8 protein-coding genes are annotated in these 12,323 nt (G+C 69.7%); 5 read left to right on the forward strand and 3 right to left on the reverse strand.

Translation table 11 applies throughout. The features are described 5' to 3' along the window. Positions 1-31: 31 nt before the first annotated feature. Complete coding sequence (dnaE, locus tag IE124_RS07345; RefSeq protein ID WP_189505991.1) at positions 32-3,571, reverse strand: DNA polymerase III subunit alpha; 3,540 nt, start codon at positions 3,569-3,571, stop codon at positions 32-34. 258 nt (positions 3,572-3,829) lie between these two features. Here dnaE and IE124_RS07350 point away from each other — a divergent pair, with 258 nt between their 5' ends. The 5 genes from IE124_RS07350 (at position 3,830) to IE124_RS07370 (ending at position 9,957) form a co-directional block, all read left to right on the forward strand. Then, positions 3,830-5,155 carry a DUF2252 domain-containing protein gene (locus IE124_RS07350; protein ID WP_189505993.1) on the forward strand — a complete coding sequence of 442 codons (1,326 nt, stop codon included), beginning with the start codon at positions 3,830-3,832 and terminating at the stop codon, positions 5,153-5,155. Positions 5,156-5,248: 93 nt separating this feature from the next. Next, positions 5,249-5,935, forward strand: coding sequence for a hypothetical protein (locus IE124_RS07355; RefSeq protein WP_189505995.1), 687 nt, complete (start codon positions 5,249-5,251; stop codon positions 5,933-5,935). 56 nt (positions 5,936-5,991) lie between these two features. Continuing rightward, on the forward strand, positions 5,992-6,807 hold the full coding sequence (locus IE124_RS07360) for a DsbA family protein (protein ID WP_189505997.1): 816 nt from the start codon (positions 5,992-5,994) through the stop codon (positions 6,805-6,807). A 188-nt stretch (positions 6,808-6,995) separates the two neighbouring features. After that, positions 6,996-8,645, forward strand: coding sequence for an alkaline phosphatase D family protein (locus IE124_RS07365; protein WP_189505999.1), 1,650 nt, complete (start codon positions 6,996-6,998; stop codon positions 8,643-8,645). 355 nt (positions 8,646-9,000) lie between these two features. Next, positions 9,001-9,957, forward strand: coding sequence for a zinc metalloprotease (locus tag IE124_RS07370; protein ID WP_189506001.1), 957 nt, complete (start codon positions 9,001-9,003; stop codon positions 9,955-9,957). Positions 9,958-10,042: 85 nt separating this feature from the next. On the opposite strand, the gene IE124_RS07375 is transcribed toward IE124_RS07370, so the two are convergent. Both IE124_RS07375 and IE124_RS07380 read right to left on the reverse strand, forming a co-directional pair. Then, positions 10,043-10,612: a dienelactone hydrolase family protein gene (locus tag IE124_RS07375; RefSeq protein WP_189506003.1), complete on the reverse strand. Its 570-nt coding sequence runs from the start codon at positions 10,610-10,612 to the stop codon at positions 10,043-10,045. A gap of 54 nt (positions 10,613-10,666) precedes the next feature. After that, positions 10,667-12,253 carry a Na+/H+ antiporter gene (locus IE124_RS07380; RefSeq protein ID WP_189506005.1) on the reverse strand — a complete coding sequence of 529 codons (1,587 nt, stop codon included), beginning with the start codon at positions 12,251-12,253 and terminating at the stop codon, positions 10,667-10,669. Between the last annotated feature and the right edge of the window lie 70 nt (positions 12,254-12,323).

Below are 12,323 nucleotides of genomic sequence, written 5' to 3' on the forward strand. Positions count from 1 at the left end.
GTCAGCCCGGAGGAAAGTCGGCCGACGAAGGTCAGCCGGCCAGGCAGGACGGGCCGAGCAGCACCTTCAGGTCGCCGAAGAGCGCCGGGTCGGCCGTCACCCGGTGCCGGTCGAGCCGGAGCACGGTCGTGGTCCGGGGGCCCTGGAGCTTGATCCGCACCTCGGTGTTGCCCTTGTGGTGCTTGAGGATCTCGCCGAGCCGGCTGACCATCGGCGGGGTCACCTTCACCGTCGGGATGGTGAGGATCACCGGCGCGTTGGTCCCGGCGTTCGACAGGTCGGGGACCATCAGCTCCATGGCGACGAGCCGGGGCACGTCCTCGCGCTTGTCGAGCCGGCCCTTGACGAAGACGACCGTGTCCTCGACGAGCTGGGTGGAGACCAGCTGGTAGGTGGCCGGGAAGAACATGCACTCGATGGAGCCGGCCAGGTCCTCGACGGTGGCGATCGCCCAGGCGTTGCCCTGCTTGGTCATCTTGCGCTGGAGGCCCGAGATGATGCCGCCGATGGTGACGACCGCGCCGTCGCTGTGCTCGCCGCCGGTGAGCTGCGAGATCGCCGCGTCCGTCTTGTCCGACAGGACGTGCTCGATGCCGAAGAGCGGGTGGTCGGAGACGTAGAGGCCGAGCATCTCGCGCTCCTGGGCGAGCAGGTAGGACTTCTCCCACTCGACGTCGGAGAACTCGACGTCGAGCCCGAAGCCGGGCTCGTCGCTCGTCTCCTCGCCCATGCCGCCGAAGAGGTCGAACTGTCCCTCGGCCTCCTTGCGCTTGACCGCGACCACGTTGTCGATCATCGGCTCGTGGTGGGCGACCATGCCCTTGCGGGTGTGGCCCATCTCGTCGAAGGCGCCGGCCTTGATCAGCGACTCGATGGTCCGCTTGTTGCAGACGACGGCCTCGACCTTGTCGAGGAAGTCCGGGAAGGTGCTGTACTTCCCCTTCGCCTTGCGCGACTTGATGATCGACTCGACGACGTTCGTGCCGACGTTCCGCACGGCGGAGAGGCCGAAGAGGATGACGTCGTCGCCCTGGGCGGCGAAGTTCGACTCGGACTCGTTCACGTTCGGCGGGAGCACCTTGATGCCCATGCGGCGGCACTCGTTGAGGTAGACGGCGGACTTGTCCTTGTCGTCCTTGACCGAGGTGAGCAGACCGGCCATGTACTCGGCGGGGTAGTTCGCCTTGAGGTAGGCGGTCCAGTAGGAGACCAGGCCGTACGCGGCGGAGTGCGCCTTGTTGAAGGCGTAGCCGGCGAAGGGGACCAGCACGTCCCAGAGTGCCTGGATCGCCTCGTCGCTGTAGCCGTTCTTCTTCGCGCCCTCCTGGAAGATGACGAAGTTCTTCGCCAGCTCCTCGGGCTTCTTCTTGCCCATCACGCGGCGCAGGATGTCGGCCTCGCCGAGCGAGTAGCCGGCGATGATCTGGGCGGCCTTCTGCACCTGCTCCTGGTACACGATCAGGCCGTAGGTGACCGCGAGCACCTCTTCGAGCGGCTTCTCCAGCTCGGGGTGGATCGGGGTGATCTCCTGCTGCTTGTTCTTGCGCAGGGCGTAGTTCGTGTGCGAGTTCATGCCCATCGGGCCCGGCCTGTACAGGGCGGACACGGCGGAGATGTCTTCGAAGTTGTCGGGCTTCATCAGCCGCAGCAGCGACCGCATGGGTCCGCCGTCGAACTGGAAGACGCCGAGGGTGTCACCGCGGCAGAGCAGTTCGTACGTCTTGGGGTCGTCCAGCGGGAGGGCCAGGAGGTCGAGCTCGACGCCCTTGTTGGCCTTCACCATCTTGACGGCGTCGTCCATGATCGTGAGGTTCCTGAGGCCCAGGAAGTCCATCTTGATCAGGCCGAGCGACTCGCACTGGGGGTAGTCCCACTGCGTGATGGTGACGCCGTCCGTGTGCCGCACCCAGATCGGGGCGTGGTCGACGATGGGCTCGCTGGACATGATCACGCCGGCCGCGTGCACGCCCATCTGCCGGACCAGGCCCTCGACGCCCCGGGCGGTGTCGATGACCTTCTTGACGTCCGGCTCGTTCTCGTACATCGCGCGGATCTCGCCGGCCTCGCCGTAGCGCGGGTGCGAGGGGTCGGTGATGCCGTTGAGGTCGATGCCCTTGCCGAGGACGTCGGCGGGCATGGCCTTGGTGAGCCGGTCGCCCATGGCGTAGGGGTAGCCGAGGACGCGCGCGGAGTCCTTGATCGCGTTCTTCGCCTTGATCTTGCCGTAGGTGCCGATCATGGCGACCTTGTCGGAGCCGTACTTCTCCGTCACGTACCGGATCACCTCGACGCGCCGACGCTCGTCGAAGTCGATGTCGACATCGGGCATGGAGACGCGCTCGGGGTTGAGGAAGCGCTCGAAGATCAGTCCGTGCGGGATCGGGTCGAGGTCGGTGATGCCCATGGCGTACGCGACGATCGAGCCGGCCGCGGAGCCTCGGCCGGGGCCCACGGCGATGCCCTGCTTCTTCGCCCACATGATGAAGTCGGCGACGACGAGGAAGTAGCCGGGGAAGCCCATCGAGATGATGGTGTCCATCTCGTACTCGACCTGCTTCATGCGGTCCTCGGGGATGCCCCCGGGGAAGCGGCGGTGCATGCCCCGCATGGTCTCCTCGCGGAACCAGGTCGTGTCGGTGTACCCCTCCGGGATGTCGAACTTCGGCATGAGGTTCTTCTCGACGAACATGCCGTCGGTGTTGATCTGCTCCGCGACCAGGAGGGTGTTGCGGCAGCCCTCCTGCCAGGCGTCCGAGGAGTCGATGGCGTACATCTCGTCCGTGGACTTGAGGTAGTAGCCGGTGCCGTCGAAGCGGAAGCGGTCCGGATCGGAGAGGTTCTTGCCGGTCTGGATGCAGAGCAGGGCGTCGTGCGCGGTCGACTCGTGCGCGTACGTGTAGTGCGAGTCGTTCGTGACGAGCGGCGGGATGCCGAGCTTCTTGCCGATCTCCAGGAGTCCGTCGCGGACGCGGCGCTCGATCTCGATGCCGTGGTCCATCAGCTCCAGGAAGTACCGCTCCTTGCCGAAGATGTCCTGGTACTCGGAGGCGGCCTTCAGGGCCTCGTCGAACTGGCCGAGGCGGAGCCGGGTCTGGAGCTCTCCGGAGGGGCAGCCCGTGGAGGCGATGAGCCCCTCGGACCACTTCGAGATGGTCTCCTTGTCCATCCGGGGCCACTTCTGCAGCCAGCCCTCGGCGTACGCGTCGGAGGACAGCTTGAAGAGGTTGTGCAGTCCGGTGGAGTTCGCCGCCCAGATCGTCTTGTGGGTGTAACCGCCGGAACCGGAGACGTCGTCCCGCTTCTGGTGCGGCTGGCCCCACTGGATCTTGCGCTTGTTGCGCCGGGACTCGGGGGCGACGTACGCCTCGATGCCGATGATCGGGGTGACCCCGGCCTTCTTCGCCGAGTGGAAGAAGTCGTACGCCCCGTGCAGGTTGCCGTGGTCGGACATGGCGATATGGGTCATGCCCATCTCGTTGCACGCGTTGAACATGTCCTTGAGCCGCGCGGCACCGTCCAGCAGCGAGTACTGGGTGTGTACGTGGAGGTGCGTGAAGGGCGGCTTGGTCACGGCGGGGGGCCTCCGAAAAAGTCTGCGGCGCGGAGCGCCTCGTACGGGGGTGGCGGTCGGGCGACGGGTGGGAGACAGGCTGCGGACAGTCTGGGGGGACAGCGTGGAAGTCTACGTCTCCGGACTGACAGACGTCGGGCACTCGCGATTAGGGTCGCGCGTTGAGAGACACGGAACACGCTCCCCCTCGCGAGCTGGGGGGACCCCCAAATTGTCGTGAACATTCTCGCAGTACGTCCGGTACCAGGAGGCACCTCGATGTCGGTCACCCAGCCCACCGTCGCGGAGCGCGGTGAGCACATCCTCGCCGTCTTCGACACCGCCTTCGGTGAGCTCCTCGCCGCCGACCCCGCCGCCTTCCGCGTCAAGTTCCGGAAGATGGCCGGCTCGGCCTTCGCCTTCTACCGGGGGACGGCCTGCCTCTTCTACTCGGACCTGGAGAAGGAGGCGCAGGGCGGGCCCTACCTCGACGAGCGCACCGGCCGGGTCTGGATCCACGGCGATCTGCACGCCGAGAACTTCGGCACGTACATGGACGCCAACGGCCGGCTGATCTTCAACGTCAACGACTTCGACGAGGCGTACGTGGGCCCCTTCACCTGGGACCTGAAGCGGCTCGCCGCCTCGCTCGCCCTGATCGGATACGCGAAGGCGCTCAGCGACGAGCAGATCACCACGGGGGTCCGCATCTGTGCCGCCGCCTACCGCGAGCGGATCCACGCCCTCGCGACCGGCGCCGGCGAGGACGAGGTGCCGCCCTTCACCCTGGAGACCGCCGACGGGGCGCTGCTCGGGGCCCTGCGGGCCGCCCGGGCGCAGACCCGCTTCGGGTTGCTCGACTCGATGACCGAGATCCGCGACTTCGAGCGCCGCTTCGCGGCCGGCGGCGGGGCGATCGACCTGGACGCGGCCACCCGCTACAAGGTCCTGGCCGCCTTCGACGGCTATCTGGAGACCCTGCCGGAGGCCAGCCTGGTCCGCCCCGACTCGTACCGGGTGAAGGACGTCGTCGGGCGGCGCGGGATCGGCATCGGCTCGGCCGGCCTGCCCTCGTACAACATCCTGCTGGAGGGGCACAGCGACGCCCTGGAGAACGACGTCGTGATCTATCTGAAGCAGGCGCAGACCCCGGCGGTCTCCCGCCATGTCACGGACCCGGCGGTACGGGAGTACTTCCGGCACGAGGGCCATCGCACCGTGATCTCGCAGCGGGCGCTCCAGGCGCACGCCGACCCGTGGCTGGGCTGGGCGGAGCTGGACGGGGCCGGGCAGCTGGTCGCCGAGGTCTCGCCGTACGCGGTGGACCTGGACTGGTCGGACATCGACGACCTCGACGAGATCGCGGCGACCGTCGCGGACCTGGGCCGGGCGACGGCGACCATGCACGCGGCGGCGGACGAGTCGAGCGGGCACTCGCTGGTGCCGTTCTCGACGGAGCGGGCCATCGACGCGGCGATCGCCGCGGACGAGGAGGGCTTCGCCGACCTCCTGGTGGACTTCGCGCATGCCTACGGGGCCCGGGCGCGGGCCGACCACCAGATCTTCGTGGACCTCTTCCGCAACGGCCGGATCCCGGGGCTGTAGGACCGGGCGACAGGCGCCACGGGGGCGGGGCGGGACGGTTCACAGCCTGCCTTTAGCGACCCCTTACGGCACGACATGGCACACTCCACGACGATGGACATGGCAGTGACGCAGCTGAGGGCGCTGCGGGCGGCGTTCTTCACGGCACTGGTCGTGACGCTGTCCGTGGCGTCCCACGTGCTGCTCTCCGGCGTGCCGCTACCGCTGGGGACGGTCGTCCCGGTCGCGGCCGGCGTCTTCGCCGTCGCCTACGCGCTGGCCGGCCGCGAGCGAGGCTTCGGCCCGATCGCCGGGCTCCTCGTCCCGCTCGAGCTGGCGGCCGACACTCTCTTCACCAGCGGACAGGTGGTCTGTTACGGCGCCGCGGGCGGTCCGGTCGCCGGTTCGCTGCGCGCGGTCGGCGTGGAGGTCTTCTGCGGCGGCGCGGTGGGCGCGCCGCTGCCGGGCGTGGCCGCCCCCGCGAGCGGGACCGCGGCCGCCCTGCTCGACTCCCCCGACCCGGCGCTGCCGTGGCTGCTGCTCCTTGCGCACGTCGGTGTCGGGCTCGCGGCGGCTTCGTGGCTGCGCGGCGGGGAGCGGGCGCTGGCCCGGCTGCTCGGCGCGGTGGCCGCCTTCGCGTTCCGGCCGCTGCTGCTCGTGGCGGCCTTCTTCCGCGGCGGCGGTACGGCTCCGGGCCTCGCCGCCCGGCCCGCGGGACGGCCCCGGTCGTCCCGTGTCCGTCTTCTCGTGCACTCCGTGGGGCGGCGGGGGCCGCCGTTCCCGGGCTTCGCTCTCGTCTGAGCGACCCCGGCACAGCGGTTCCCCTCTCTTTCCCACCTTTCACGGAGATCACGATCATGAGCGCACGCAACAGCCAGTCCAACAAGGCCGCCGCCCGCGAGCGGCTGCGCGTCGAGCGCGAGCGGCAGGCGAAGAAGGACAAGGCGCGCCGGCAGCTCGTCGTCGCCGTCTCGGCCGTGGCCGTGCTGGCCGCCGCCGGCGGCATCGGCTACGCGGTCGTGCAGTCCAACAAGCCCACCCAGTGGGAGACGGCGGCCGAGGCCACGACCGTGAAGGCCCCGAAGAACACCTCGGGCACGAACGGCACGACGGTCGTCATCGGCAAGTCGTCCGCGACGAAGACCCTGGAGCTGTACGAGGACTCGCGCTGCCCCGTCTGCGCGACCTTCGAGCAGGGCGTGGGCGCGACGATCGAGAAGGACGTCGAGTCCGGCAAGTACAAGATCAAGTACGTCGGCGCCACCTTCATCGACAACGGCGTCCCCGGCGAGGGCTCGAAGAACGCCCTGTCGGCCCTCGGCGCGGCCCTGGACGTGAGCCCCGAGGCCTTCCTGAAGTTCAAGTCGGCGCTCTATTCGACGAAGTTCCACCCGGAGGAGAACCAGGACAAGTTCGCCAAGGACTCCTACCTCCTGGAGATCGCGGACTCGGTCCCGGCCCTCAAGAGCAACGCCGAGTTCAAGAAGAACGTCGAGGACGGCACGTTCGACGCCTGGGCGATGAAGATGTCCAAGGCCTTCGACGCGAGCGGTGTGCAGGGCACGCCGACGCTGAAGATGGGCGGCAAGACCGTCACGGCGCAGGGCTCCGACAGCCCGCCGATGACGGCCGACCAGTTCACGACGGCGATCGACGCGGCCCTCAAGGGCTGATCCGCGAGACCCCTCCCGCCCGTCGCCCGGCCCCGGACCTCCTGAGGTCCGGGGCCGGCGGCGTCCGGGCTCGGTGCGGTCGAGACGCCGGCGACGCACGGGGCGGGACACGTCCTGTGGGCGACAAGTCGACGAACTTCCGGAATTCGCCTGACCAACAGGCCTACCCGTCAGTAATCTGACTGCCCGTGACCAGTCAGTTCATATCCCCTGCCCCCAGTCGTCGCACGGTCGTCAAGGCCGCCGCCGTCACCGCCGTCGCCGCGCCCGCCCTGCTGGGCGCCGCCTCCCCCGCTCTCGCGGACTCCGGGGCACCCGCCTTCCTCCACGGCGTCGCCTCCGGCGACCCGCTGCCCGACGGCGTCCTCCTCTGGACGCGCGTCACCCCCTCCGCGGAGGCCGTGCCCGGATCCGGGCTCGGCCCGGACGTCACGGTCGGCTGGGAGCTCGCCGAGGACCGCGGCTTCGCCCGCACCGTCGCCTCGGGTTCGACCACGGCGAGCGCCTCCTCGGACCACACCGTGAAGGCCGACGTGCGGGGCCTGCGCCCGGCGACCGCCTACTGGTTCCGCTTCACGGCGGGCGACGCCGTCTCGCCGGCCGCCCGCACCCGGACCGCGCCGCCCGCCGACGCCGCCACCCCCGGGGTCCGCTTCGGCGTGGTCTCCTGCGCGAACTGGGAGTCCGGCCACTTCTCCGCGTACCGCCACCTCGCCGGCCGCGCCGACCTGGACGCCGTCCTCCATCTCGGCGACTACGTCTACGAGTACGCCAGCGGCGTCTACCCGGAGGCGAAGGACACCGTCCGGCAGCACGAGCCGCGGCACGAGATCGTCTCGCTCGCCGACTACCGCACCCGGCACGGGCACTACAAGACGGACGCCGACCTCCAGGCCCTGCACGCCGCCCACCCCGTGGTCGCCATCTGGGACGACCACGAGTTCGCCAACGACGCCTGGACGGGCGGGGCCGAGAACCACGCCCCCAGCGCCGAGGGCGAGTGGGCGGCCCGGGTGGCCGCCGCCAAGCAGGCGTACTTCGAGTGGATGCCGGTCCGCGCCTCCACCGAGGGCACGGTCTTCCGGCGGCTGCGCTTCGGCCGGCTGGCCGATCTGCACCTGCTGGACCTGCGGACCTTCCGCTCCGCCCCGGCGAAGACCGGCAGCGGCACGGTCGACGACCCGGAGCGGTCGATCACCGGACGCGCCCAACTGGACTGGCTCAAGGCCGGTCTCGCGGGCTCGGACGCGACCTGGCAGCTGGTCGGAACGTCGGTGATGATCTCGCCGATCGCCTTCGGCGCCCTGCCCGCCCACCTCCTGGAGCCGCTCGCCGAGCTGATGGGCCTGCCGACGGAGGGGCTCGCGGTCAACGTCGACCAGTGGGACGGCTTCACCGACGACCGCAAGGAACTGATCGGACACCTGACCTCGCGGGCGATCCGCAACACGGTCTTCCTCACCGGCGACATCCACATGGCCTGGGCCAACGACGTGCCGGTGAAGGCGGCGACGTACCCGCTGTCGGCCTCGGCCGCCACCGAGTTCGTCGTCACCTCGGTGACCTCGGACAACCTGGACGACATGCTCAACGTGGCCCCGGGGACGCTCTCGGTCGTGGCCGCGGGCGCCGTGAAGGCCGCCAACCGCCATGTGAAGTGGGTGGACATGGACCACCACGGCTACGGCGTGCTCGACGTGACCTCCGAGCGCTCGCAGATGGACTACTACACGGTCTCCGACAAGGCGGATCCGGCGGCGACGAGCGCCTGGGCGCGCTCGTACCGGACCAAGAGCGGAACCCAGCGTGTCGAGCGGGTGTACCAGCCGGTTCGCTGACGAGGCCCTAACGGCGATTTTCAGCCATGATCTCTTCTGTTAACGGGAGATCACATCGCTACGGCGGGTGGCGAGTTTCGGAGATCGAATCCGGACACACCACCCGCCTCCGGCACCTCTTCCGTTACGTCGAGGTCTCAAACTCCGGAATCGGCGCAAGAATTTCTTCCCGATGGACCGAATTGCCCCATGAATGATTGGGCTTGATCACTCCTCAACTACGTCTGACATGGCCGCGTAATCTCCGGCCGTGGCGAGGAAGTTCCTCTCCCACCCTCCCCCACGAGGAGTCACCGTGCGTGCTCTTGCCCGTATATCGCCCCGTATGTCACGTCGTATTCTTGGCACCGCCGTCATGGCCGGAACCCTGGCCCTGGCTCCGCTTTCCGCCCCCGTCGCCACCGGCGCGTCGACCGACACGCTGGCCGCCGCCTCCGCCGAGGACTGCGTCGACGACCACGCCGACCACGCCGGCGTCTCCAGCGCCCGCAAGGCCCGCGGTGCCGACAGCCACGCCGCCGAGCCCAACGAGCTCTCGGCCGCCAAGGCCAAGGCCATGGACGACGACCTGAAGAAGAAGCTGGCCTCGGCCTCGGTCCAGGGGCGTCTCAGCGCCGCCGCGGACGCCGCCGCCGTGGTCAACATCCCCGTCTACTTCCACGTCATCCACAGCGGCACGACGGGCAAGCTGTCCGCCACCCAGATCAACAACCAGATGGCGGTCCTGAACGCGGCGTACGCCGGCCAGGGCACCGGCAATGTGAACTCCAACTTCCAGTTCACGCTGGCCGAGACCGACTACACGGACAACGCCTCCTGGTACAACCTGGCTTCCGGCTCCACCGCCGAGAAGGCGATGAAGCAGACCCTCCGCAAGGGCGGCGCCGGCGCGCTGAACTTCTACACCGCCAACCTGAGCGGCGGCCTCCTCGGCTGGGCGACCTTCCCGTCCTCGTACGCCTCGAACCCGTCCATGGACGGTGTCGTGGTCCTCGACTCCTCCCTCCCGGGCGGTTCCGCGGCCAACTACAACGAGGGTGACACCGCGACCCACGAGGTCGGCCACTGGATGGGCCTCTACCACACCTTCCAGGGCGGCTGCAACGGCGCCGGTGACTCCGTCGCCGACACCCCGGCCGAGAAGAGCCCCGCGTACGAGTGCCCGACCGGCCGTGACTCCTGCGCCTCCAAGGCCGGCGTGGACCCGATCCACAACTTCATGGACTACACGTACGACGCGTGCATGTACCAGTTCACTTCCGGCCAGGTGACCCGGATGAACCAGTTCTGGACCTCGTACCGCGCGGGCTGACCCACACCCCGCACGGACCTGGCACACCGGACAACACCGAGGGCGCGACGGGAGGAGACTCCCGCCGCGCCCTCGGGCGTGCTTCCTACAGGCTGTCCAGGAAGGACAGCGCCACCGACCAGGTCCGCTCGGCCGCCTCCGCGTCCCAGTCGGGCAGCTCCGGGTCCGTGTACACGTGCCCCGCGCCCCGGTAGCGGTAGACCTCCACGTCCGCCCCGGCCTTGCGCATCTGGAGGTACCAGGACGACAGCCAGTCGTCCGTCTCGAAGGGGTCGGGCTCCGCCACGTGCAGCTGTACGGGCAGCTCGTCCACCGAGGCGGACTCCGCGAGGTCCGAGGTGCCGTGGAACAGCAGCAGCCCGCGCGCCTTCTCGTCGCCGAGCGCCAGGGTCTGGGCGATCGAGGCGCCCAGCGAGAGGCCCATGTAGACCAGGCCCCGCTCGGAGTAGGGGGCGGCGGCCAGGACCGCACGCTTCAGCAGCTCGTCCTTGCCGATCTCGTCCCGGAGCGCCACGCCCTCCTCGACGGTCCCGACCGTCTTGCCGTCGTACAGGTCGGGCGTCCAGACCTGGTGCCCGGCGGCCCGGAGCCGCTCGGCGGCGGCCTCGACGGAAGGAGTCAGCCCGTAGGCCGAGTGGAAGAGCATGATGTCCATGCGTCCCATCCTGCCACCCGGCCGGGACCGCACCGATCACCCGGCTCACCGGCCTCACCGCATGCTGCGCACGTCCAGCTGACGCAGCACCCGGTCCACCACCTCCGGGTCGGCGCCCGGCTCGCTGCGCGCCGAGAGGACCTCGTGCCGGGCGGCCGACATCAGCTCCCGCTGGATCCGCTGCACGGCCTTGAACCGCTTCGTCCGCTCGACGAACGCGGCCCTCCGCTCCTCGTCGACCATGTCCGGACTGATCCGCGCCCCGATGTCGTACGCCCCGCGCAGCAGCCGCTCCTGGACCTCCTCGGGCAGCTCCTCGACCTCCTCGATCTCCTTGAGCCTGCGCTTGGCGGCCTTCGCGGCCCGGATGGCGAGATCTCGCTCCAGGGCCCGCTCCGCGTCGGCGTCGGCCCGGACCCCGAGCTTCCGGACCAGCCACGGCAGGGTGAGCCCCTGGAAGACGAGGGTGGCGATGATCACGCAGAAGGCGATGAAGACGATCTCGTCCCGGCCGGGGAAGGGCTCGCCGTCGTCGGTACGGAGCGGGATGGCCAGCGCGAGCGCCACCGAGGCCACCCCGCGCATCCCCGCCCACCACATGACGACGGTCTCACGCCAGCTCATCGGGATCTCCTCGTCGACGTCCCGGCGCGTGTGGAGCCGCTTCGCCAGCCAGGTGGCGGGCAGCAGCCACAGCAGCCGGACCCCGACGACCACCGCGACCACGGCGGCGCCCCAGCCGAGCATCTCCAGGCCACGCCCCTCGGCCACCCCGAAGACGTGGACGAGCTCCAGACCGATGAGCCCGAAGGCGATGCCGGTGACGAGGGTGTCCACGATCTGCCAGAAGGTCTGTCCGGCGAGCCGGCCCATGACGTCGTCGGCGTCGGCCGCGTGCTCGGCGAGGAAGAGCGCGGTGATCAGGACCGCGAGGACGCCGGAGCCGTGCAGCTCCTCGGCGAGGACGTAGCTCACGAAGGGGACGAGGAGGGTGAGCCCGGTCTGGAGCGTGGCGTCCCCCAGGAGTCCGATGAGCTTGTTGGTCAGCCAGCCGAGCACCAGGCCGAGGATCGTGGCGACCACCGCGGACAGCACGAACTCGCCGATCGCCTCGGGCCAGGAGAAGGAGCCGCTGACGACGGCGGCGATCGCCACGTGGTAGAGCACGATCGCGGTGACGTCGTTGAAGAGGCCTTCACCCTCCAGGATCGACACGAGCCGCCGCGGCAGCCCGAGCGAGCCGGCGACGGCGGTCGCCGCGACCGGGTCCGGCGGCGCGACGAGTGCGCCGAGCGCGATCGCGGCGGCCAGCGAGATGCCGGGCACGAGCGTGTGCGCGACCGCGCCGACGGCGGCGGTGGTCACGAAGACGAGGGCGACCGCGAGCAGGAAGATGGGCCGTCTGTTCGCCGCGAACTGACGCCAGGAGGTGCGCTGCACGGAGGCGTACAGCAGGGGCGGCAACACCAGGGGGAGGATGAACTCCGGCGGGATCTCGACGCTCGGCACGAACGGCAGGAAGGCCAGCGCGATCCCGATGAGGGTCATCAGGACGGGCGCGGGCAGTCCGAGCCGGTCACCGAGGGGCACGGTGAGCAGAGCGCCGAGCAGCAGCAAGAACAACAGGGCCAATTGATCCACGGACACACCCTGTCACGTATGTCCGTTTTCCATGCGACTGCCCCCTGTGTACGCCCGCACGCGGCGGGTG

This window comes from Streptomyces narbonensis (assembly GCF_014649015.1).
Classification (GTDB): domain Bacteria; phylum Actinomycetota; class Actinomycetes; order Streptomycetales; family Streptomycetaceae; genus Streptomyces; species Streptomyces narbonensis.